Origin of the sequence: Nesterenkonia sandarakina (genome assembly GCF_013410215.1) — a bacterium.
In the GTDB taxonomy this organism is placed as follows: domain Bacteria; phylum Actinomycetota; class Actinomycetes; order Actinomycetales; family Micrococcaceae; genus Nesterenkonia; species Nesterenkonia sandarakina.
Map to the genome: position 1 here is coordinate 1,677,176 of NZ_JACCFQ010000001.1, position 22,812 is coordinate 1,699,987.

Sequence of the window (22,812 nt, forward strand, 5' to 3'; positions counted from 1 at the left end):
TCATGGAATCGTCCAGGAGGCATCCAGCCGGTTATCGTCGTCGATACAGAATGGGCGCGGACAATAGCTGTCGAGCCACAGGCCAGCATGCGTGTCACGCTCCGGCCGGCACACTATTGCACCGCAAGACCACAGAGGCAGGTTCCACCATGAGTTCAGATCCGTCTAACAGTCCTGACCGGGATGAGGTAAACCCTCCGGAGGACGCCACCGCGCGGATCGACCCCGTTCCGGCGCGTGAAGAGGCGCAGGATCCTCATGTGGAGTCGGTCCCGGGGCCTGAGACGGGCCACGGCAGCCAGGGACACGGCAGCCCGTCTCCCGAGGGCCGAAGCCCCGAGGAGTCCTCTCCACTCAACGCGTCCGACGTGCCCCCCGCACCGGCCGGTTCCCAGCCCGGATCAGGCCAGTACACCCAGGCGGAACATGGTCAGGGCCAGTACGGCGGGGGCCAGTACGGGCAGGGCCAGCATGGTCATGACCAGTACGGCCAGGGTCAGTACACCCAGGCGGAACACGGTGAGGGCCAGTACGGCCAGGGCCATTATGGCCAAGACCCGTACGGGCAGTATCCGCAGGGCGGGGTCCAGTACGGCGCGGACCAGTACGGCGGGGTCCAGTACGGCCAAGACCCGTATGCCCAGTCCCAGCACTACCAGGATCCCTCCCTTGCATCGACTGGCGGCTACGCCGGGTATGGCTCAGGTGCGGCCTTCGCCGACTCCTCGCAGAAGCAGCCCCGGAACAAGCGGACGGTGGGCGTGGGTTCCCTGGCGCTCGCGGTGCTGCTGGCCGGGCTGCTCGGCGGCGGCGTGGTGGCGGGATCCCAGGCCGTGCTCGGAGACGGCGGAAGCGTGAGCACCTCCGCGTCCGGCGGGATCGAGATCAACAACCCGGATTCGGCCACAGTGGTCACTGCGGCGGCGGCGAAGGCCTCCCCGTCAGTGGTGACCCTCGCAGTCAACGACGGCAGCCAGGGCGGTTCGGGTTCGGGGATCATCCTCGATGAGGAGGGTCACGTGCTGACCAACACCCATGTGGTGACGCTCGGTGGTGCCGCTGCCGACCCGGAGATCGAGGTCCGGATGAGTGACGGGTCCGTCTCCGCCGCGGAACTGGTGGGCACCGACCCGCTCAGTGATCTTGCGGTGATCAAGCTGGAGAACATCGACGGCATCCAGCCCGCCGAGCTGGGATCCTCCGGCGACCTCAACGTCGGGGACCAGAGCATCGCCATCGGTGCTCCGCTGGGACTCTCCGGCACCGTCACCGACGGGATCGTCTCCACGCTGAACCGGACGATCTCCGTGGCCTCCTCAGCGGTAGAGGATGACGGCGCCGATGCTCCCGAAGCTCCGGAAGACGGCTCGGAGGAAGACGGTTTCGAGTTCTACTTCCCGGACATGGAGGGATCTCCCACCCAAGGATCGATCCACCTCAACGTGATCCAGACCGACGCCGCGATCAACCGCGGCAACTCCGGCGGTGCCCTGGTCGACGACGAGGGCCGGGTGATCGGGGTCAACGTGGCCATCGCCTCCTCCGGAGGGGGAGCCGAGACCGACGCCGGATCCATCGGTGTGGGCTTCGCCGTGCCCATCGACTACGCCCAGCGGGTCGCCCAGGAGCTGATCGACACCGGCGAGGTCTCCCACGGGCTGCTCGGAGTCACGGTGGCGGCCGCTGGATCCCAGGACGCCTCCGGGGAGACCGATCCCGAAGTGGCTCCGGTGATGCCTGGCTTCACCGTGGGCGCACTGATCGACGACGTCCCGGGCAATACGCCCGCTGCGGACGCCGGACTGACCACCGGTGACATCATCACCGCGGTCAATGACCGGAGGATCGAGGATTCGCTCGCGCTGACCGCAACCATCCGGGAGTACCCGGCAGGGGAGACCGTGACGATCACCTACGTGCGTGACGGCGCCGAGGAAGAGACCGAGGTGACCCTTGGCGCGACCTGAGTCCGATCTCTCCGGCGGGGGTGACGATCCGGGGAGTCAGGGGTCCGGGCCCGTGGCACCGGCGCGGCTCGCCGCAGAGCATGGACTGAGCTCGGTGCTGGCATTCGGGGCGCACCCGGATGACATCGACTTCGGTGCCGCAGGCAGCATCGCGGCCTTCACCGAAGCTGGCGTGGCCGTGACTCTGTGTCTGCTCACGGCCGGTGACGCCGGAGGCTTCGAGCCCGGCCGCGACGCCGCAGAGATGGCCCGGGTGCGTGAGGCCGAGCAGCGCCAGGCGGCGGCGGTGCTGGGGGTGGATCGGGTCATCCTGCTCGACGAGCGGGACGGCTTCGTCGCGCCCACCGCCGAGCTGGTCGGGAAGATCGTGCGGATCATGCGTGAGGTCAGGCCTGAGCTGGTGATCTCTCCGCATCCCGAGCGTGCCTGGGATCGGCTGCAGAAGTCTCACCCTGACCATATGGCCTGCGGGGAGGCAGTGGTGCGAGCCTCGTACCCCTATGTCGAGAATCCCTTCGCCTACCCGGAGCTGGCGGCCGAGGGGCTTGAGGCGTTCAAGATCCGGCATCTGATGCTCACCACCGCCCCGCAGGAACGGGTCAACCTGCGTCTGGACGTCACGGGTCAGGAGTCGGTGAAGATGAGCGCCCTGCGGGCGCATTTCAGCCAGCACCCCGACGCTGCCCGGATGGAGGGCTATGTGCTGGAGAAGATGCGCCAGATCCACGGTGCCGGCGGTTACGCCGAAGAATTCCACTGGGTCACGGTCAACGCCCCGGACACGATCAGCGGGTTCTGAGATCGGCGGCTCCAGAAAGCGGCGGCTCAGGCGGGGGTGACCAGCACTCCGTCGGCGTCGGACCAGAGGGTGGCGCCGGGAACGAAGGTGACGCCACCGAACTGCAGCGGCACATCCACCTGACCGAGCCCTTCCTTGACCGACTTGCGCGGGTTCGATCCCAGCGCGCGGACCCCGAGATCCATCTCGGCGAGCTGCTCGCGGTCCCGGACGGCGCCGTGGATGACCACCCCTGCCCAGCCGTTCTCGATCGCAGAGGCGGCGATCATGTCTCCGATCAGCGCCGAGTCCAGGGATCCTGCGCCGTCGACGACCAGCACCGAACCCTTGCCGGGGGTGTTCAGCAGCTCCTTGACCAGTCCGTTGTCCCGGTAGCAGCTGATGGTCCGCACCTGGCCGGTGAAGCGGGCGCGACCGCCGAGGTTCAGCAGCTGCAGGGAGAGCGACTGCAGCGACTCGTCGGCGTCGTAGAGGTCGCAGGTGGCGAACTCGGTGCCACCGCTCGGCGCGGGCTCGGGCTGGCTGTTCGGGGTAGACATGGTTTCTCCGCTCATCAGTCCTGTTCCTGGTCCTCATCCACGGAACCGCCGTACTGCGGCCCGTCGGTGACGCGTTCACGCAGCTCGATCTCACCGGCGGTCTCACCCGTCGGCCGCTCCTCGCCGCGGATCGTCTCGATGGTGATCTGCAGGGCTCGGTTGGCCTCGATGTCTCGCAGGGTGACGATCTCCTCCTCGAGCTCCGCGGCGGTGAAGTTCCCCAGCGAGCTGGGCTGGCCCTCGTCGCGCGGCATCAGCCAGAGCTGGTAGGTCGTGTCGCCTTCGAGCTCTCCGACCTCGGCGAAGTCGACATAGCCGACCCCCTCGGCGGTCGAGATCACCGCCCGCGCGGTGCCCCCCTCGGTGAGTTCCACGCCCTCGACCACTCGGGCCTCCGGGTCACCGTCGGCTGTGGCCTGGATGTCCTGACCCGAGGCGAAACCCCAGATCAGCAGGATCGCGGCGAGTACGACGACGCCCAGCCCGGTCACGATCATCCAGCGTTTCATCACCGGCTCACGCTTGGAGGTGACCTCGGTGTGGCTGGAGATGGACTCCACCATCCCCATCCCGACCTCCTGGTCTGAGAGGTTGTGCAGCACCTCATCGAGCAGGTTGCTCGGCGGGACCACCGGGTAGGCCGTGAAGATCTCGGCAAGGGTGCGACGGGCGGCAAGCACCCGGGTGTCCCAGGCCCGCGCGGTGGCATCGTCCGCGGTCAGCGCCGCTTCATCGAGCACCGCGCGTTCCCGGTTGTCGATCGCGTCCAGGGCGTGGACCTCGGCGAGCTCCACCAGCAGCCCGTTCTCGACGTCGGAGCTGATGTCCTCGGTGAAGTTCCGTTTCACCGCCCCGGAGCGCTCCACGTCCTTCTTGGTCACCGCAGCCCGCAGGATCGGGTCCAGCTCCGCCTCCAGGGTGGTGCGACGGGCATGCATCCGTGTCATGCCATCCCGCAGACGCGACTTCACCGCGGGCACGGCGGATCCCACCTGCGCGGCGACCTGCTGATGGGTGCCTCCGGCCAGATAGCTCAGCGCCAGCGCCTGCGACTGGGAGTCAGAGAGGACGCTGATGTCCTCGATGATCTCCTCGGGCAGCCCGGCGATGCCGCCGCCCTGCTCGGCCGGGACCACGGTGAGCGGGATCGGGGTGGCCAGACCTTCCCGGAAGCGCTCCACGATGATCCGGTGCGCCAGCGGCACCAGCCACTCCAGCACCAGCTCATACTCGCTGGGCCGGTAGGCCTCCTCCTGGACCTGCTCCTGGGCGGCGTGCTCATCGGTGAGCAACTCCGAGGCCTGGGACTGCAGCCGCAGATCCTGGGCGCGCTCATCGGCCTGGTCCCAGAGCTGGTGATAGACCGCCAGCGTGGAATCCTGGGCGCCCTGGGCGTCAGCGTGCATGAGCAGCGCCAGGCCGTAGACCACGTCGGAGGTGGCGTCGTAGAAGGTGGCGAAGGAAGGCTGTTCCCCCCGGGCGGACCCTGCGAGCAGCTCGCTCAGCGTCGGGTCGCTCAGCGACCGGGCTGAGTCCAGGTGATCGGCGCTCTGGTCATCGGTCGCAGTGTGGCCATGGTCAGTGGCGTGCTCGGACTCAGCTGTGTGCCCACGGGCAGTGTCGTGCCCCGTCTCAGCCGTGCGCCCGACCTCAGCCGTGGGCGCTGGCTCAGCGTCGTGTTCAGCGTCGTCGGCGTGCCCATGCTGCGCGGCCTCGGCCGTGCCCGGGTGCGGATCCGTGTCAGGTTCCGCGGGCGCCTGGTGACTCGCCGTCTCGGTGGTGGTGTGCTGGGTTCCGCGGTGCTGATCTGCGGGGGTCCGGCCACCGTCGGGACGATCGTCGGGGCGGTCCGATGCAGGGCGGTCAGAGGCGGTGTCCATGGTTGGTGAGTGTATCCATCCTCAGCTCGGCGCCGCGGCACCAACACCCGCCTTCGAATCAGACAGCGCCGCTGAAACCGTCCTGACGCCAGGCCTCGTAGACCGCGATCGAGACCGAGTTCGCCAGGTTCAGCGACCGGCGGGAGGCGAGCATCGGAATGCGCACCCGTTGCGTGATGCGCGGATCCGCCTTGACCTCTTCATCCAGCCCGGTGGATTCTCGTCCGAAGAGCAGCACATCGCCGTCGCGGTAGCTGATGGAGGTGTGGGCGACGGTGCCCTCACCGGTGAATGCGAAGATCCGTTCAGGGGCGAGCGCCGCGTAGGCGGCCTCCAGGCTCGGGTGCACCGTGAGCACGGCGAGGTCGTGGTAGTCCAGTCCGGCCCGGCGCAGCTTCGCATCGGCGAAGTCGAATCCCAGCGGCTCGGCCAGGTGCAGCTCGACGCCGGTGACGGCGGCGAGCCGGATCAGGTTCCCGGTGTTGCCGGGAATCTCAGGCTGGTCCACCAGCACGCGTATCGCAGTCTCCACGCCGGTCATCCTACCGGCGACCGTTCACCGGTCAGGTCTCCTTCGCCGGCGGGGGAGGGGCGGGCGCCTGCCCAGGGCCACCGTGCTGCGGGCGCCTGCCCAGGGTCACCGTGCTGCGGGCGCCTTCTCCTGGCTGCTGTCCCCGACGGGGGCCGCCGCCGCGTGCTCGAGCCGGATGATCACGCCCTTGGAGATCGGGGTGTTGCTGCCCTGCACGGTCTCGTCCAGGGGCACCAGGACGTTGCCCTCCGGGTAGTACACCGCCGCGCAGCCCTGCGCCGAGGGGTAGGACACGGCGCGGAAGCTGCGCAGCACGCGGTCCTTGCCGTCTGCGGATTCCCCGTGGACGTCCACCAGGTCCCCGTCGCTGAAACCCAGGCGTGCGAGGTCCTCGGGGTTCACGAAGAGCACATGCCGGCCCTTCTTGATCCCGCGATACCGGTCGTTGTAGCCGTAGATGGTGGTGTTGAACTGGTCGTGGGAGCGCATGGTCTGCAGGATCAGACGATCCGGCGGGCAGTTCATCGGATCCAGCTGATTCACGGTCATCCTGGCCCTGCCGGTGGCGGTGTTGAAGGTGCGGGAGTCGCGCGGCCCGTTGGCCAGGAGGAAGCCGTCCTTCTCGCGGATGCGCCGGTTGTAGTCCCCGCAGCCCGGGACCACGTGGGAGATGTGATCGCGGATGAGGTCGTAGTTTTCTTCGAATCCCTGCCAGTCGGCAGCGATGCGGCGGCCCAGGACCGCGTGGGCTATGCGGCTGATGATGGCGATCTCAGAGAGCAGGTTCGGCGCCACCGGGTCGACCCTGCCCTGCGATGAATGGACGGCGCTGACGGTGTCCTCCACGGAGACGAACTGAGGCCCCGATGCCTGGACATCGATCTCGGTGCGACCCAGGGTCGGCAGGATCAGCGCCTCCTGGCCCACCACGGTGTGGGACCGGTTGAGCTTGGTGGAGATCTGCACGTTCATCTCGAGGTGCTCCATCGCGGCCTCGGTGGCCCCGGTGTCCGACATCGCGGACGCGAAGTTCCCGCCCAGGGAGAGGAAGAACCTGATGGCGCCGTCGCGCATGCCCCGCACGGCGTCCACGGAGTCGACACCGTGTTCACGGGGCGGGTCGAAGGAGAACTCTTCGCCGAGGGTGTCCAGGAACGACGCCGGCATCTGCTCCCAGATGCCCATGGTGCGGTCACCTTGGACGTTGGAGTGCCCGCGGATCGGTGCCGCTCCGGCTCCGGGGCGGCCGAAGTTTCCCCGCAGCAGGAGCAGGTTGATGATCTCCTTGATGGTGCCCACCCCGTTCCTCTGCTGGGTGACGCCCATCGCCCAGCAGAGGATGACCGAGTCAGCGGTGATGTACCGCTCGGCGAGCTCGTCGATCTCCTCCGATCTCAGACCCGTCGCCTCGCGGATGCTCGGCTCATCAAGGTGGGAGAGGTGTTCGCGCAGCTCGGCAAGCCCGTCGCAGTGCTCGGTGATGAACTCGTGGTCGAGCACGCCGCCGGGGTTGCGGTCCTCGGCGTCGAGCACCCGCTTGGACACGGCTTGGAGCAGCGCCATGTCTCCGCCGGCGCGGATCTGCAGGAACTGATCCGCCAGGTCGGTGCCGCGGCCCACCACGCCCCTGGGCTTCTGCGGATTCTTGAACCGACGCAGTCCCGCCTCGGGCAGGGGATTGATCGCGACGATCTGGCCCCCGTTCTCCTTCTGCTGCTCCATGGCGGTGAGCATCCGCGGATGGTTGGTCCCGGGATTCTGCCCCATCACGATCAGCAGATCCGTGGTGAGGAAGTCGTCATAGGAGACTGTGGCCTTGCCGACCCCGAGGGTCTCACCCATCGCCACACCGGAGGATTCGTGGCACATGTTGGAACAGTCCGGCAGGTTGTTGGTGCCGTAGCCACGGACGAAGAGCTGGTAGAGGAACGCCGCCTCGTTCGAGGCGCGTCCGCTGGTGTAGAACGCGGCCTCGTCGGGTGAGGCGAGGCTCTTGAGCTTCTCCGCGACGATCTCGATGGCCGTGTCCCAGTCCACCGGTCGATAGTGCTGGGATCCGGCGGCCTTGTAGACGGGCTCTGTGAGCCGGCCCTGCATCCCCAGCCAGTACTCGGAGCGTCCGCGCAGCTCGCTGATGGGGTGCTCGGCCCAGAACTCTGAGGAGACCGTGACGGGTGTGGCCTCCCAGGTGACGGCCTTCGCGCCGTTCTCGCAGTACTCGAAGGTGCTGCGGTGACCTGAGGGATCAGGCCAGGCGCAGCTCATGCAGTCGAATCCCTGTTTCTGGTTCATCGCCAGCAGCGTCCGAGCACTGCGCTCGATGCCCATGTGTTTCAGCGCGGGCTGCATCGAGTGGTACACCCCCGGCAGGCCGGCGGCCCAGTCCTTGGGCTTGCCGACGTCAAGGTTGTTCTCGTCGGCTTCCTCCACATGCGGCTCGTGGCGAGTCATCGCGTATCCCTTCGGGCGGGGGTCTGGGCGTGCGGCAGTCTTCTGGGTGCCATCGTGACTCACGAGTCGGGTGGATGTCCCGAGGTCCCGCCCCACGGATGGGGCGGGACCTCGGTGGGGTTCTCACTGGTTGGCGGCTCGCGGTGCCCCGATGCCGGGGTCGATCTGGACCGGTCCGGCAGCCGAGGGTCGAACATCGAAGTCGAAGATCGAGGTCGGGATATAGACGGTGGAACAGGAGTTCGGGATGTCCACCACGCCGGAGAGTCGGCCCTCGATCGGTGCCGCCCCGAGCAGCAGATACGCCTGCTCCGGGGAGTATCCGAACTTGGTGAGGTAGTCGATCGCGTGCAGGCAGGCGCGCTGGTAGGACAGGTGCGAGTCCAGGTAACGCTGCTCACCGTCCAAGGTCACGGAGGTTCCGGAGAAGGCCAGCCACTGGCTGAACTGAGGATCGACGTTGCCCGGCATGAAGATCGCGTTCTCCTTCACCCCGTAGGTCTCCATGCCGCCCTTGATCACGTCCACGTGCAGGTCGATGAAGCCGCCCATCTCGATGGCGCCGCAGAAGGTGATCTCGCCGTCGCCCTGGGAGAAGTGCAGGTCGCCCAGTGAGAGGTTCGCGCCGTCCACGAAGACCGGGTAGAAGATGCGGGTGCCCTTGGACAGGTTCTTGATGTCCTGGTTGCCGCCGTTCTCCCGCGGGGGCGCCGTCCGGGCCGCTTCGGCGGCGACTCGGCTGAACTCCTCCGAGGGCAGAGACCCCAGAACGGCTTCTCTCGGCTCCGGAGGCAGCGCCAGCGGCGGCACCCGGTGCGGGTCGGTGGCGATCAGGTCGCCTTCACGCTTGTTCCACACGGCCAGAAGCTCCGCCGAGGGGGCCGTTCCCATCAGTCCGGGGTGGATGAGCCCGGTGAAGGACACGCCTGGGATATGCCGCGAGGTGGCCGTCTGGCCGCTGAAGTCCCAGATGGCCTTATACGCATCCGGGAACTGCTCGGTGAGGAAGCCGCCGCCGTTGTTGCGCGAGAAGATGCCCGTGTACCCCCAGCCCTGACCGGCGAGGGGTCCAGAGTCCTCCATCGGGATGGGGCCCACATCGAGGATGTCCACGACCAACAGGTCACCTGGCTTCGCGCCTTCAACGGCGAAGGGACCGCTGAGCTTGTGCACCGTCAGCAGCGGGGCGTTGAGGATGTCCTCGGCGGAGTCGTCGTTGACGATGGCGCCGTCGAACCACTCGCGGCAATCCACCCGGAAGGAGTCCCCGGGCTTCACGGTGGCGACCGGAGGGATCTCTGGATGCCAGCGGTTGTGCCCCAGCTTCTCCTGGTCCTCGAACTTCTTGGAAGAATCTAGCGGAAACAGCAGTTCAGGCATGGTGTTCTCCTTCTGTGGACAGGTCGGGCCGTGGGGTTATGGTCGCGGAAGCTTCTGATGCAGCGGGTTCGAGGTGTATCTCTGCGCTGGGGCGGAGCGCGCCCGCCCGGGCAGCGAACTGACGGTCTCGGGTTCATGAGCGCTGCGCTCGGCGGCGTCGATGACTCGGGAGGCCGCTGAACCGGCCCGGGAGAGTCGGGGCGCGCTGACCCGGCGCCTGGCGGACGCGCCACAGGTCGGGCACGTCGCGTTCTCGGGCACCGAGCGCATGGCGAAGACCAGGTCGAAGTCGGTGCAGTCGGGGCATCGGAACTCGTAGGTGGGCATGATCCTCTTTCAGGTGACGAGGTGTGCGGGGGTGGATTCCTCGGGTTCCGTCGCGGCTGCTCTCCGGCGTCCGAGCGTGATGGCGATGAGGAGCGCGAGCGCTCCCAGTGCGGCGAGGGTCAGGGCGAGGGGCACGTTGGACTCGTATCGGCCCAGCAGCAGGACGAAGGCCGGGATCGTGCCGGTGAGGTGGCTGATCAGTATCGTGAACCATCCGGTGGTATGCGCCAGAGATTCCATGCCCAGCCCCAGCAGCAGGAAGAAGAGGAACCACAGCACCGCCCAGATCCACCAGATGACGGCGAAGACCGGGTCCTGCAGTGTCAGTTGGATGAACCCGATCACCACCGCGCACGCCGAGACGAACAGTGAGAACCAGCCAAGGCCCTCTCCGCTGACGCCGGTCACCTGAATGATGCCCACGTAGAGGTAGGTGAACCCGAAGAGGTACAGGCCCGCGGCTCCCAGGATGATCCCCGGGTCATTCTCGGCCTGGATGAGAACGATGGTCGGGAAGACCACCTGCATGCCGCCGACGAAGAAGTTGAGGATGGCAGCAGACTTGCCGGGGATCACCCCGATCAGCATCAGCCCGTTGATGAACAGGACCGCCCCGACGTATAAGAGTCCGACGTTGCTCATGCTTCACCCGCCTCCACGACTGCGTCGAGGGTCCGGAGCCAGCGAGGTGCTACCCGGAGATGTGATTCCTTGAGCGTGTCTTCACCATGGGCCGGGAACAGTCAGGTGGGCCAGGGTCCTAGGTCCTACGGACCAGGTCAGCCGGAGGTCACTGCAGCGGGTGCTGGAGCTGCCGGCGCAGCGCGGCGAGCAGGTGCCGGTCGATCACGTTGGCCTGGTCGGAGGCGGCCAGCTGCTCTCGGATGCTGCGGAAGGCGCGCGCCGGGGCCAGCGGGGCGCGCCCGGAGCCGGTGCCGCGGGTCTCGATCACCGGGCTCTGCATGCTGCCGTCGGGGGAGTGCAGCACGATCTGCTGGCCCAGGTTGAGGGCGGTCTCCCGTCCGGTCTCCCGCATGGCCGCCTCGAGGGTGGCCCGCAGCAGCCGGGAATCCCCGGTGAGATCGGGCAGGGTCAGCGAGCGGCCCGCTGCGTGGAGGCGGCGTCCGTCCCAAGAGGCTGCGGCGGCGGGCACCTCAAGGGAGGTGACCACGACCAAGGTGTCCCCGCAGACCAGGACATGATCCACCGCGGGGCCGCGCGGGGGCCGGCTGCGTCCGCGCCGGTCCTTCTCGGCCGGCTCCAGAGCCACGGCGTTGAACAGCCGCGCCGTGGGCAGCTCGGCGAGCACATGCTTCTCCAGCAGATCGGCCATGCGCTCCGCGCGACGCACCCGCCCGCCGCCGAAGAGTCCTCGGGAGGCGAAACGGCCGTGGCTGCGCTGGCTGGTCAGCGGCAGCGACAGCGGCTCGGGCTGCGAGAGGTCAGGGATGTAGACCGGAGCCAGATGGGCGGCCCCCGACGGCGTCCGGGCGGAGTCTGCGCTGGAGGAGCCCGCCGAGGTGCTGCCCGAGGCGGTGGTCCGAAACCCGGATCCTGAGCCGCCGAAGCCGGAACCCCGGCCGTAGATCGGGCCGCTGCCGGCGGCCTCGTCTGCGGGGCTCTCGCCGCTGGTCTGTGGCTGGCGGAGCCTGCGGTCGTAGGCGGCGCGGGCAGATTCGTCGCCGAGGATCTCCCAGGCCGACTGCACCTGATGGAACTCCTCGGCCGTGCCTCCGGCATCCGGGTGCGCCTGCCGCACGCGCCGGCGGTAGGCCGCGCGGACGGACTGGGCGTCGGCATCGGAGCCGATGCCCAGCACGCTGTAGAGATCTCCGGAATCACTGCTCATCGAGGATTCACGATAGCCCCAAAAGCGTAGAATCGTGGACACGATGTCATCTGTACCCGACGCCCCCGGCGGATCCTACTTCGACCACGCGGCCACCACCCCGATCAAGCCCACCGCGATGCGCGTGCTCACCGAGATGCTGCCCGCGCTGTCGAACCCCTCCTCGCTGCACGGCTCCGGCCGCCGGGCGCGGCTGGCCGTGGACTCCGCCCGGGAGCAGCTGGCCCGCGCGGCGGGCGCCCACGCCTCAGAGGTGATCTTCACCTCCGGGGGCACCGAGGCGGACAACCTGGCGGTCAAGGGAGTCTACTGGCAGCGCCGCACCCAGGACCCGGGACGGCGCCGGATCCTGCTCCCCGGGATCGAGCACCACGCGGTGCTCGAGACCGCCGAATGGCTTCAGGAGCACGAGGACGCCGAGCTGGAGATCCTCGCCGTGGATTCCGAGGGCATCGTGGATCTTCCGGCGCTGGAGGCCACCCTGTCCCAGTCGGCGGAGTCCGTGGCGCTGGTCACCGTGATGTGGGCCAATAATGAGACCGGCGCGATCCAGCCGGTGGCGCAGATCGGCGAGCTCTGCACACGGTTCGGGGTCCCGCTGCACACCGATGCGGTCCAGGTCTTCGGCTCACTGCCGGCCGGGGCGGCTCCGATGAGCTTCCGGGACTCCGGGGCGGCGACGCTGGCGATCAGCGGGCACAAGATCGGCGCCCCGGTCGGTGTGGGCGCGCTGCTGGTCCGCAGGGACGTGGTGCTGACCCCGGTGCTCCACGGTGGCGGCCAGGAGCGCGACATCCGTTCGGGGACCCTCGATGTCGCCGGGATCTGCGCCTTCGCCGCAGTGGCCGAGGAGCTGGTGGCGTCTGCGCAGCAGGAGGCCCAGCGGCTGGCGGGGCTGCGTGATCAGCTGTTGGACGCCGTCGTCGGACTCGAGGGTGTGACGCTGCGCGGACCGGATCCGCGCACCCACCCGGAGCTGCGACTGCCGAACAATCTGCACATCACCGTGGAGGACGCCGAGGGCGATTCGCTGCTGTTCATGCTGGACATGGCAGGGTTCGACACCGCCACCGGCTCCGCCTGCACCGCCGGGGTGCCGCGCCCCTCGCACGTGCTGCTGGCGATGGGCCTGGGAGAGGAGCAGGCCCGCGGGGCCCAGCGCTTCACACTGGGATGGACGACCACCCAGCGCGACGTCGACGCGCTGATCGCCGCGCTGCCTGCGGTGATCGCCCAGGCGCGCAGCGCGGGCATGGCCGCGGCCCGGCGCTGAGCGGGAAAGCACCCGGGGGAGGGGACGCAGCGGGAGAGGAGGGAGGGACCTCGTCTCAGGGCAGCACGATGTCGTTGACCTCACTCGGTGCGCAGGCGATCTCCCAGCGGAACCCGTCGGGATCCGCGAAGTAGCCGCTGTAGCCGCCCCACTCGCGGTGCTGTGCCGGGGAGACGGCGCTGGCACCGGCCGCTTGGGCCAGGCGCAGGACCTCATCGACCTGGTCGTTGCTGGCCACGTTGTGCGCCAGAGTCAGCGGGGCGACGCCGGTGCCGGTCATGATCGGACCCACCTCGGCCTCGAACTCCTCGCGATCCCACAGCGAGAGCAGCAGGTGCTCACCGGCACGCAGCATCAGCACCCCGGGGGCCTCCACGCTGGGCGCCCAGCCGAGCCCTTCGAGGTAGAAGCGTCGGGTGGCGGGCAGATCCGCCACGGCCAGGGTGATCAGGGAGAGTCGCTGGTCCATCGGGGCCCCACTTCTACGGGAGTGCTGATTCGGGCCGGGTCTGCGTCGGGTGCGCCCGGCGGCGCGGCCGCTCAGTCCTGCTGCATCTGCTCACGCAGCGCCTCGGCGGCGTCGCGCACACGGGTGATCACCCGCATGGCGGCGGGCTCGGTCAGCGCGGCGGACTGCGACCGGGCTGGTTCCGTGCCGTGCCGGTCCGCGGAACCTACCAGAAGGAAGCTCTCCAGGGCACCCAGCGGCATCCCGAGTCGTTCCCAGGGACCGCGCAGCCGCCGCGCCAACTCACTGACCTGCGGCAGCTGGGTCTCCCCGCGACGGGCCGCCTCGGGCGAGCCGAGACGAGCCGCGGCGGCGGTCTCCGCGGAGGTCAGCATGGAGGCGAGCATGCTGGCTCCGGATTCCACCAGCTCGGCGGTGCGCTCCCAGCCGGGGGCCTGCATCGTGGTGAGATCCACCCCGAAACCGTCTGCCCGCGGGCCCCGTTCCGCGCGGAAGTCCTGGATGTGCTCGGCCTCCACGCGGCCGCCCAGGTCTAGCAGGACCTCATCCGCGCCGGCGTGCTGCAGGGTCTCGATCATGGCGCCCAGATACCCACGGGCCTCCTCCCGCTCCAGCGCCCGGATGGTGCGGTACCCGCTGACCGTGGGGATCAGCCCGCTGCGGACGCGGGTGTAGTCGGGCTCGGTGAGGACCACGGTCAACGACGACGGCGCGCAGGCTCTGCGCACGTGGCTCAGGTGCTCCGCGGCCCCGGTCGCCAGCGAGGCGGCCAGGTCCCGGCGCGCGCCGTGATCGGTGAGCACCTTCTCCCCGGAGGGCAGCGCCAGTCCGGCCATCAGGCTGATCGGTCCCAGCAGCTCGAGCGCCAGGGGAGCGCCGCGCCCGTCCTCGGCGACCGGGTCCAGGCCGGACTCGCGGCGCTGACCGCGGAGATCGGCCAGGGTGTCCACATCGGAGCGCAACCAGCCGCGGGCACGTTGATCATCGGCGCCGGGGCGCTGAGTCAGCCGCCAGCCGTAGGAGGTCAGCTCGGTGGCGAGCTCGGAGAGCTGGGCGAGGCTGCGTCCCATCAGCTGAGAGTGCAGGCCCCGCCCGGGCAGTTCGGGCAGCCCGGGAAGATGCGGTGCCGGCAGCTCGGCGGCATGGAGCTCGGCGCTGCGCAGCAGGTTCGTCCCAGGCATCACGCCGACGGCGGCGCTGCGCAGGCTCATCCGCGTTCGACCGGGGCCTCGGAGGCCTGCGCGCCGGCACCGGGCCGGGAAGACGGCGCCGCCGAGGTCTCAGGCGCTGAAGTCTCAGGCGCTGACGTCCCAGGCGCTGCGGCGGTGGCGCCGGAGATCGCCTCGTGGTGCCGGATGACCTCTTCGATGATGAAGTTCAAGAACTTCTCCGCGAACTCAGGGTCCAGCTGCGCCTCGTCGGCGAGTCGTTTGAGCCGGGAGATCTGGTTCTTCTCACGGGCCGGGTCTGCTGCGGGAAGCCGGTGCTTGGCCTTGAGCACGCCGACGCGCTGGGTGGCTTTGAATCGCTCGGCCAGCAGGTAGACCAGGGTCGCGTCGATGTTGTCGATGCTGGCCCGCATGGACAGCAGCTCGTCGAGGATCTCGGGCTCTACCTGGGCGGCGGCCTCACCGGCGCGGGGATCAGTGCTCATGGACCCAGCCTACTGGCCGGTGGCGCCCACCGGCTGGTAGTTCTTCGAACGCGCGGTGTCGATCGTGGCCTGCCCCAGCACCCGGGTGCCCTGGTACATCACGGCCGTCTGCCCCGGAGCCACGCCCTGCAGAGGTTCCTGAAGCTCCACCATCAGCCGCGGGGCGCCGTCCTCGGTCTGCGGGTCCTCGGCCTCGACCCGGGCCCGGGCCGGCACGGGATCGGCGTGCGCGCGGATCTGCAGATCAAGCGAGAACCAGTCACCGGTGTGAGCCTCCGGCACCGGGCGGCCCGCCCAGGAGAGCCGGATCCCTGTGAGCCGGTCGATCTCGAGCAGCTCACGCGGACCGGCCACCACGGTGTTCTCCTTGGGCCGGATCTCCAGCACGAACCGCGGCTTGCCGTCCGGGGCGGGGCGGCCCAGCTTGAGTCCGCGGCGCTGGCCCACGGTGTAGGCCTCGGAGCCCTCATGCTCACCGATCTGCTCACCCTCGGCGTCGAGGATCGGGCCGTTGCGCAGCTCGATCTGCTCGGCCAGCCAGCCCCGAGTGTCACCGTCCGGGATGAAGCAGATGTCATGGGAGTCCGGCTTCTTGGCCACGGAGAGCCCGCGTTCGGCGGCCTCGGCGCGGACCAGATCCTTCGACGGGGTCTCCCCGAGGGGAAACATGCAGTGCTCGAGCTGTTCGGTGGTGAGCACCCCGAGCACATAGGACTGGTCCTTGGTCCAGGTGGCCGCGCGGTGCAGCTCCGGGGTGCCCTCGGCGTCGCGGAAGACCTTGGCGTAGTGCCCGGTGGCCACGGCGTCGAAGCCCAGGGCGATCGCCTTGTCCAGCAGCGCCTCGAACTTGATCTTCTCGTTGCAGCGCATACACGGGTTGGGGGTGCGCCCGGCGGCGTATTCGCTGATGAAGTCATCCACCACATCGGCCTTGAATCGATCGGAGAAGTCCCAGACGTAGAACGGGATGCCGAGCTTCTCACACGCCCGCCACGCATCGGAGGAGTCCTCGATGGTGCAGCAGCCCCGGGACCCGGTGCGCAGCGTGCCGGGCATCCGACTCAGCGCGAGGTGGACCCCGACGACCTCGTGTCCGGCCTCGACGGCGCGGGCTGCGGCCACGGCGGAGTCGACTCCGCCGGACATGGCTGCCAATACCTTCATGAGATGACTTTCCGATTGACGATCAGGCGCGCCGCCGATGCGGCGCTGATGGACCCCAGTATTCAGCAACCCAGGGGGTCGGTGCATTCCCGCCGGTCAGAGCCGACCGGAGGCCTTGAGCCGGATATAGGTGTCCGCGAGCTGCGGAGGCAGCTGGTGCGGGGTGGCCTCGACGACCTCGACTCCGAGGGAGGTCAGCTGCCGGCGCAGCGCCTCCTTCTCGATCAGCGCCCGCTCCGCGGCGGCCGCCCGGTAGACCTCCCCGGCGGTCTCCCGGGCCTGCGCTCGCCGATCCAGCTCAGGATCCCGGACCGCGGCGAGCACCACCAGGTGCCGTTGGGTCAGCGCCGGGAGCACCGGCAGCAGCCCTTCCTCCAGAGAGCCTGAGTCCAGCGAGGTCAGCACCACCAGCAGGCTGCGCTGTGAACTGATCGAGCGGATCTGCCCCGGCAGCTGGGAGAAGTCGGCTTCGACCAGGCGCGGCTGCACCACGGACATCGCCTCGGCCATCTGATGCAGCAGGTCCCCGCGCATCCCGGAGCGTGCCTGGGAGCTGATCCCGCGGTCGAAGGAGAAGCAGTCCACGCGGTCCCCGGCCCCGGCGGCGAGCGCGCCGAGCAGCAGCGCCGCCTCGATCCCGGAGTCCAGCCGCGGCTCGTCCTCGATCCGCACCGCGGAGGTGCGGGAGGAGTCCAGGGCGAGGATCACGCGCCGGTCGCGTTCCGGGCGCCAGGTGCGCACCACCAGGTGCTGCCCCTGCGAGGACTGCCTCCGGGCCGTGGCGCGCCAGTCGATGGAGCGGACATCGTCGCCGCGGACGTAGTCGCGCAGCGAGTCGAACTCATGGCCGGCCCCACGGATCTGCACCGCGGTGGCCCCGTCGAGCTCGCGCAGCCGCTGCAGCTTCGAGGGCAGGTGGCGTCGGGAATGGAACGGCGGCAGCACCCGCTGGGTGTGCCGCACCCGGTGCACCACCTGGCGTCCGGCCAGGCCCAGCGGACCGATCGAGCGCAGGCTCAGATGCTCGCTGTGCAGGTCCCCGCGCCGGGTGGGCCGCAGCGCCGTGTCGATCCGGCGGCTCGCGCCGGGCGGCGCCGTCTCCGGGTCGGCGGAGCGTCCCGCCGCGAGCTGGATCGGGCTGATCGGCGAGCGTGCCCCGGCGGAGGGCTGCCAGCCGTCCTTGACCTGGCCGCGCAGCGCACGTGCGCCGCGGTGGTGCAGCACGGTGCTCGCCGTCGTCGGCTGCCCCAGCCGGACCGCGGTGGTGGGCACCCGCTCCACCCGCACGCTGCGCGGGGATCCCGCGAGCACCATGTCCACGGCCGCCAGCAGGGCCAGGATCAGCGCGCAGCCGAGCAGCGTGGCCGGGTCGGGGAAGACGACGACGACGGCGCTCAGCCCCAGCGCCAGGTACAGGAAGCGTCGGGTCAGCACCATGGCGGGCTCCCCGGGGCCCGGTGCAGCCGGGTGTCCGTGACGGCGATGATCATCTCAGGCCGGTCAGCGCGGGACCGGGACGGTGGCCAGGATGGACTGCAGCACGTCATCGATGCTGACCCCGTCCATGGCCGCCTCCGGGCGCAGCGAGACCCGGTGCCGCAGGCAGGCCGGGCCGAGCGCCTTGACGTCGTCCGGGGTGATGAAGTCCCGGCCGGAGAGCCACGCCCAGGCGCGTGAGGCATTCATCAGGGCGGTGGCCCCTCGAGGGGAGACGCCGAGCTGGAAGCTCGGGGTCTCCCGGGTGGCCCGGGCCAGGTCGACGATATAGGCGAGCACCTCGCCGGCGATGGCGACCTGCCGGACCTGGGCGCGAGCGGCCAGCACGTCCTGGGCCCCGGCCACGGCGCGGACACCGGCGTCGGCGAGGTCGGAGGGGTTGAACCCGGCGGCATGGCGGCGGATGACCTCGATCTCCTCGCCGCGCTGCGGGAGATCCAGGTGCACCTTGAGCAGGAACCGGTCCAGCTGGGCCTCGGGCAGCGGGTAGGTGCCCTCGTACTCCACCGGGTTCTGGGTGGCGGCGACCAGGAACGGGTCAGGCAGCGGGCGGCTGATCCCGTCCACCGAGACCTGCCGCTCCTCCATGGCCTCCAGCAGCGAGGCCTGGGTCTTCGGCGGGGTGCGGTTGATCTCGTCGGCGAGCAGCAGGTTGGTGAACACCGGTCCTTCGCGGAAGCTGAAGTCCCCGGTCTTGGAGTCATAGACCAGGGAACCGGTGACGTCACCGGGCATCAGGTCCGGGGTGAACTGGACCCGGGAGGTGTCCAGGCTCAGCGAGGCCGAGATCGCGCGGACCAGCAGCGTCTTGGCCACCCCGGGCACACCCTCGAGGAGCACATGCCCGCGCACCAGCAGCCCGATCAGCACGCTGGTCACGGCGGCGTCCTGACCGACCACCGCCTTGGCCACCTCCACGCGGACCTGGTGGAACTTCTCCCGCAGCTGGTGCGCTCCCTGATCGGAGCGCGGGTGGGCGGTCTCAGGTGCAGGATCGTAGGCGGCCTGATGGTTCTGTGTGGCGGCCGGGTGCGGTTCAGTCATCGCTGGTGTTCTTCCCTTGCTGGTGGGTCAGGTGTGTGGGCTCGGGTGCGGCGCTGCGGCCGCCGGGATGATGCTTCAACGCGGCGCTGCGGACCTCATCCTCCAGCTGCGCCAGGGCCTGGGCGTAGGCGACGAGGTCGGCGTTGCTGCGAGGTTCTGTGTTGATCAGTCCGCCCAGCTGGGCCGGGTCTCGGTGGACCGCACTGGCGGCGGCGCTGATGATGCTCGCCTGATGCGGGGCGGTTCCCAGGCGCAGCAGCCGGGCGAGCCGGATCAGGTGCGCGCTGCGCAGGGTCTGGGCCGAGGCGGTGACCGCGTTGGCGCTCTGATACATCCGGCCGCGACCCTCGGCGGTCTCGGCCGCAGGGACCTGCACCGGCAGCGGCTCGCCGATCACCGGGCCGGGGCGTCGCCCGAGCACGAGCATCATCACCAGTACGCACAGCAGCAGCCACCAGGTCAGCGGGAGGACCCAGCCGGGGAAGAAGTCCATCGGGGAGGCCCACTGCTGATCCTCCAGCGTGTCCAGGCCCATCGGGGTGTACCAGATGAGGTCATCCTCGGCACCGAGCAGCCACAGCGCGAGCGCCGCGTGCCCGGCGTCGGTGATGTTCTGGTTGGTGAAGGCCGCCGGGGCGCCGAAGAGGATCCCGGCGTCGGTCTCGACCAGCATCTGCGGATCACCGGCCGCCGCGGAGTCCTCCGCGGCCTCCCCGGCATCGGCGGCATCCCCGGAGGAGACGGGGAAGCAGCCGGTCCCGGCGCCGGTGAACAGTGCGCCGGGGGCCTGCACCGTGGAGGCGTTGACCGCGGCGTCCACGCCACACTGCGTGCCGGCCTGAAGCGCGGAGCCGGAGCCGCCACCGGGATGAGCCCCGGCGTAGCTCACGGGGCCCTCCGGGTAGAGCGAGCTGAGCAGCTCAGGTCCTTCGCTGAGCAGCGCCACTTCTCGATCCCTGCCGTCGCGCAGCCGCTCCAGGAAGGCCTCGTCGGGGACCTCGCCGGTGGAGAGCACCACCAGAGGAGCGTCCGGGTGCTCGCCGAGCAGCTCGCGGGTGATCTCTGCGGAGGGCGCCGGGTGGATCTGCACCTGCTGGTCGTCGAGGACCTCGGCCAGCGCCGCATACCCGTCCAGGGAGGTGTTCTCCAGGCCGAACCGGTCCATGTCCTCGTCGCTGAGCGACTGGACCAGGGCCACGGAGAGCAGGCCCAGGACCAGCAGCAACAGCCAGAACTGCCAGCGCTGGTAGCCGCTGCGCAGCGCGGAGCCGAGCGTCGCCGTCGTCGTCATCGGGGCACCCCCGGACGCTCCGGGGCGGTCCAGGCCTCGGGTGCGCTGGGGGCGGCCGCCTCGGCGGGTGAGCCCGCGCTCTGGGAGGCGGGCAGCCGCTGCTGAAGGTCCAGCAGCGCGTCATAGTCCGAGCGTTGCAGCGACCGGCCGCCGTAGCGGGAGTAGTTGAACAGCTCTGCGGCGCGCATGGCTTCCCGCGCCTGGGTCGGGTGCGCCCGGGCCAGCGAGGCGCCCGCCTCGGTCGCGGTGCGCCCGGCCTGCTCGGCGAGCTCCTGACGCTCTTCGGCGGCGCGGATCACGGACCGGAACAACTCTCTGCAGGCCTCGTCGAAACGGCCGGCCTGGGCGTGGGACTCGGCGCGTCGGCGCAGCTCATCCGCGGTGACCCCGGCGGGGCTGGCAAGCAGCTCCTCGGAGTCGGCACCGCGCTGCAGCCGGGGCCGGACCAGCACGATGCACAGCACCACCGCGGCCAGCAGCAGCACCAGCAGCAGCACCGGACCCAGCGGGAGGTTCACCGGTCCCAGGTTCAGGCTCAGCTGGTCCAGCCAGCCGAAGAACCGGTCTGCGGCCTCGCGCAGCGGCCCGGTCGCGTCCCGCTGATAGCGCGGGTCGCTGAGCTCGCGCTCCAAGAGTCGACGTGCCTCATCGGGTTCGGGCTGCATCGCGGCTCACCTCCGCGAAGTGCTCGTGGAGGTGCTCGGTGGATCCTGGGACGAGGCGGTCGGTGGGGGTCCACATGGGCGGCTGGGTGCCCCACGGGGTGTTCGGTTCAGGTGCATCTAGGCGGGGGGCGCCGGGTCGCCGTGCGGCCCGGTCCGCGGCGGCGAGCAGCGTCACGTCCAGTGCCTCCTGGCGGATCCGGGCATTGAGGTACATCAGGGAGATCACCGTGCCGACCACCCCGATGAACAGCGTGGAGAGCACCGTGCCGTAGAGCTCGGTCAGCGCGAACACCGCGAAACCGGCCCACTCGCCTCCGGGGGAGGTCGAACCGGCGAGCAGCTCGGAGAGGGCCACGGTGAGCATCAGCGGCATCGAGGCGACTGTGAACACCAGCCCCAGGATCACGTAGAGCAGCGCCACCAGCCCGATGTTGCGCCACCAGCGTCCCCGGTTCAGCCGCCAGGACCGGGCGATGGCGGCGAAGGGTCCCAGCCGTTCCACCACCACCGTCAGGGGGGCATACATCACCGCCGCGGTGACCCAGCACATGAGCAGGAAAAGTCCCGGAAGCACCACCACGGCGCCGAGGAACAGCGTGATCACCAGCAGCAGGACCGCCAAGACGAACACCGGCAGCGCCACCACGCTGAGCAGCAGTCCCAGCACCAGCAGGTTGACCACGCATGGGCCCAGCCGGCCCCAGCGCAGCCGCACGGTCTGGCCCATCCCGGTGTGCAGCCCATAGGCGGCGCGCAGCGTGGGCAGCACCATATAAGCGGTGGCCACCGCGATCACCAGGGAGGTCACCGCGGCGCCGGCGAAGCTCACCCAGAGGAACGCCGCGTCCGTGGCCACCCCCAGCGCCAGATCAGGGTCCTCGAACGCGCCGGGGTCCGTGAGCATGCGCATATAGGAGGAGGAGGGCAGCACCAGCATCATGATCAGGGTGAGTCCGAAGTTCACCAGCCCGGCGAGGAACGGGACCCCCAGCACAGCCTTGGGCGAGCGACGGATCACCGCGACGGCGGCGCTGAAGAGTTCATCGGCGACCATCCGGCGCAGCGGGAAGATCGCCCCGGGCTGCAGCGGCTGTTCCCCGGAGGCGCTCGAAGGCGCCGGAGCATGGCCCGGCGAGCGCCGAGCATCCCGGTGTGTCTCCGCTGTGCGGATCATCGTCCCTCCTCAAGCGCGTCTGCGCGAGTGCCCTCTGCGCCCAGCCTACCGCTCTCATATATCCTGGGTGCGGTGCCGCATGGAACTGGGCCCGAACCTGCGTGCGCGTGACGCTCTGCGCGGCAGGACCCCTATGGATGGAGAGCAGATGAAAGCCAGAATCCTGGTCGTCGACGACGACGAAGCGCTCGCAGAGATGATCGGCATTGTGCTGCGCAATGAAGGATTCGAGCCCACATTCTGCTTCAACGGTGAGGACGCCCTGGAGACCTTCCACAGCTCCAAGCCCGATGTGGTCCTGCTCGACCTGATGCTGCCGGGCAAGGACGGCATCGAGGTCTGCCGCGAGATCCGCGATGAGGCCGACACCCCGGTGATCATGCTCACCGCCAAGTCAGACACCGCGGATGTGGTGCGCGGCCTGGAGGCCGGCGCCGATGATTATGTGCCCAAGCCGTTCAAGCCCGCGGAGCTGGTCGCTCGGGTGCGCGCTCGGCTGCGGCCGGCGGACCATAACGCCCGCCCCGACGGGGAGAGCCTGAAGATCGGTGACCTGAGCATCGACGTGGCCGGCCACGAGGTCCGGCGCGGGGAGCATCGGATCTCGCTGACCCCGTTGGAGTTCGATCTGCTCACGGCGCTGGCGAAGAAGCCCTGGCAGGTCTGGAACCGCGAGATGCTGCTCGAAGAAGTCTGGGGCTACCGGCACCAGGCCGACACCCGCCTGGTCAACGTGCACGTGCAGCGGCTGCGGTCAAAGATCGAGAAGGACCCGGAGAACCCCGAGATCGTGCAGACCGTGCGCGGCGTCGGCTATAAGGCCGGGGGGCAGGGGTAGTCATTCCTGGCCAGGCTGA

The 22,812-nt window shown here is 69.5% G+C and carries 21 protein-coding genes; 4 read left to right on the plus strand and 17 right to left on the minus strand.

What is annotated here, in order from left to right:
• Positions 1-149 precede the first annotated feature (149 nt).
• Together HNR11_RS07750 and HNR11_RS07755 are read left to right on the plus strand one after the other, a co-directional pair.
• The gene (locus HNR11_RS07750; protein WP_179441821.1) at positions 150-1,967 is read left to right on the plus strand and encodes a S1C family serine protease; all 1,818 of its coding nucleotides are present in this window, start codon (positions 150-152) and stop codon (positions 1,965-1,967) included.
• The gene (locus HNR11_RS07755) at positions 1,954-2,766 is read left to right on the plus strand and encodes a PIG-L deacetylase family protein (protein WP_218849668.1); all 813 of its coding nucleotides are present in this window, start codon (positions 1,954-1,956) and stop codon (positions 2,764-2,766) included. The genes HNR11_RS07750 and HNR11_RS07755 overlap by 14 nt, the downstream gene beginning before the upstream one ends.
• Positions 2,767-2,792: 26 nt before the next feature.
• On the opposite strand, the gene rraA is transcribed toward HNR11_RS07755, so the two are convergent.
• The 8 genes from rraA to HNR11_RS07795 all read right to left on the minus strand — a co-directional run bounded on the left by rraA (position 2,793) and on the right by HNR11_RS07795 (position 11,724).
• The gene (gene rraA, locus HNR11_RS07760) at positions 2,793-3,305 is read right to left on the minus strand and encodes a ribonuclease E activity regulator RraA (RefSeq protein WP_246310353.1); all 513 of its coding nucleotides are present in this window, start codon (positions 3,303-3,305) and stop codon (positions 2,793-2,795) included.
• A gap of 14 nt (positions 3,306-3,319) precedes the next feature.
• Positions 3,320-5,185: an anti-sigma factor domain-containing protein gene (locus HNR11_RS07765; RefSeq protein WP_179441823.1), complete on the minus strand. Its 1,866-nt coding sequence runs from the start codon at positions 5,183-5,185 to the stop codon at positions 3,320-3,322.
• Between the two features lie 58 nt (positions 5,186-5,243).
• A complete protein-coding gene (locus tag HNR11_RS07770; protein ID WP_232301744.1) occupies positions 5,244-5,717 on the minus strand; it encodes a tRNA (cytidine(34)-2'-O)-methyltransferase in 474 nt (157 codons plus the stop codon).
• A gap of 105 nt (positions 5,718-5,822) precedes the next feature.
• Positions 5,823-8,168 carry an FdhF/YdeP family oxidoreductase gene (locus tag HNR11_RS07775; RefSeq protein WP_179441824.1) on the minus strand — a complete coding sequence of 782 codons (2,346 nt, stop codon included), beginning with the start codon at positions 8,166-8,168 and terminating at the stop codon, positions 5,823-5,825.
• A 123-nt stretch (positions 8,169-8,291) separates the two neighbouring features.
• Positions 8,292-9,548, minus strand: a complete 1,257-nt coding sequence (gene fmdA, locus HNR11_RS07780) for a formamidase (protein ID WP_179441825.1) — start codon at positions 9,546-9,548, stop codon at positions 8,292-8,294.
• A gap of 36 nt (positions 9,549-9,584) precedes the next feature.
• A complete protein-coding gene (locus HNR11_RS07785; protein ID WP_179441826.1) occupies positions 9,585-9,875 on the minus strand; it encodes an FmdB family zinc ribbon protein in 291 nt (96 codons plus the stop codon).
• Between the two features lie 9 nt (positions 9,876-9,884).
• Positions 9,885-10,517: an AmiS/UreI family transporter gene (locus HNR11_RS07790; RefSeq protein WP_179441827.1), complete on the minus strand. Its 633-nt coding sequence runs from the start codon at positions 10,515-10,517 to the stop codon at positions 9,885-9,887.
• 148 nt (positions 10,518-10,665) lie between these two features.
• The gene (locus HNR11_RS07795) at positions 10,666-11,724 is read right to left on the minus strand and encodes a DnaJ domain-containing protein (protein WP_179441828.1); all 1,059 of its coding nucleotides are present in this window, start codon (positions 11,722-11,724) and stop codon (positions 10,666-10,668) included.
• A 43-nt stretch (positions 11,725-11,767) separates the two neighbouring features.
• Here HNR11_RS07795 and HNR11_RS07800 point away from each other — a divergent pair, with 43 nt between their 5' ends.
• Complete coding sequence (locus HNR11_RS07800) at positions 11,768-12,997, plus strand: cysteine desulfurase family protein (protein WP_179441829.1); 1,230 nt, start codon at positions 11,768-11,770, stop codon at positions 12,995-12,997.
• Between the two features lie 55 nt (positions 12,998-13,052).
• Here the strand turns inward: HNR11_RS07800 and HNR11_RS07805 are convergent, their stop codons facing one another.
• The 9 genes from HNR11_RS07805 to HNR11_RS07845 all read right to left on the minus strand — a co-directional run bounded on the left by HNR11_RS07805 (position 13,053) and on the right by HNR11_RS07845 (position 21,955).
• Positions 13,053-13,466: a VOC family protein gene (locus HNR11_RS07805; protein WP_179441830.1), complete on the minus strand. Its 414-nt coding sequence runs from the start codon at positions 13,464-13,466 to the stop codon at positions 13,053-13,055.
• A gap of 71 nt (positions 13,467-13,537) precedes the next feature.
• Positions 13,538-14,677 (minus strand): uroporphyrinogen decarboxylase/cobalamine-independent methonine synthase family protein, encoded by a 1,140-nt coding sequence (locus HNR11_RS07810; protein ID WP_179441831.1) that lies wholly within the window; start codon positions 14,675-14,677, stop codon positions 13,538-13,540.
• Positions 14,674-15,120 (minus strand): chorismate mutase, encoded by a 447-nt coding sequence (locus HNR11_RS07815; RefSeq protein WP_179441832.1) that lies wholly within the window; start codon positions 15,118-15,120, stop codon positions 14,674-14,676. The genes HNR11_RS07810 and HNR11_RS07815 overlap by 4 nt, the downstream gene beginning before the upstream one ends.
• Before the next feature lie 9 nt (positions 15,121-15,129).
• On the minus strand, positions 15,130-16,284 hold the full coding sequence (gene mnmA, locus HNR11_RS07820; RefSeq protein WP_179441833.1) for a tRNA 2-thiouridine(34) synthase MnmA: 1,155 nt from the start codon (positions 16,282-16,284) through the stop codon (positions 15,130-15,132).
• Positions 16,285-16,380: 96 nt separating this feature from the next.
• Complete coding sequence (locus HNR11_RS07825; RefSeq protein WP_179441834.1) at positions 16,381-17,721, minus strand: DUF58 domain-containing protein; 1,341 nt, start codon at positions 17,719-17,721, stop codon at positions 16,381-16,383.
• 63 nt (positions 17,722-17,784) lie between these two features.
• The gene (locus HNR11_RS07830) at positions 17,785-18,825 is read right to left on the minus strand and encodes an AAA family ATPase (protein WP_179441835.1); all 1,041 of its coding nucleotides are present in this window, start codon (positions 18,823-18,825) and stop codon (positions 17,785-17,787) included.
• A complete protein-coding gene (locus HNR11_RS07835; protein WP_179441836.1) occupies positions 18,818-20,116 on the minus strand; it encodes a DUF4350 domain-containing protein in 1,299 nt (432 codons plus the stop codon). Before HNR11_RS07835 ends, HNR11_RS07830 begins: the two co-directional genes overlap by 8 nt.
• Positions 20,113-20,781, minus strand: a complete 669-nt coding sequence (locus HNR11_RS07840; RefSeq protein WP_179441837.1) for a DUF4129 domain-containing protein — start codon at positions 20,779-20,781, stop codon at positions 20,113-20,115. Before HNR11_RS07840 ends, HNR11_RS07835 begins: the two co-directional genes overlap by 4 nt.
• A complete protein-coding gene (locus HNR11_RS07845; RefSeq protein WP_179441838.1) occupies positions 20,762-21,955 on the minus strand; it encodes a DUF7847 domain-containing protein in 1,194 nt (397 codons plus the stop codon). Before HNR11_RS07845 ends, HNR11_RS07840 begins: the two co-directional genes overlap by 20 nt.
• 148 nt (positions 21,956-22,103) lie before the next feature.
• Between HNR11_RS07845 and mtrA the strand changes: the two genes are divergently transcribed.
• Positions 22,104-22,793: an MtrAB system response regulator MtrA gene (gene mtrA / locus HNR11_RS07850; RefSeq protein WP_058888845.1), complete on the plus strand. Its 690-nt coding sequence runs from the start codon at positions 22,104-22,106 to the stop codon at positions 22,791-22,793.
• The last annotated feature ends 19 nt before the right edge of the window (positions 22,794-22,812 follow it).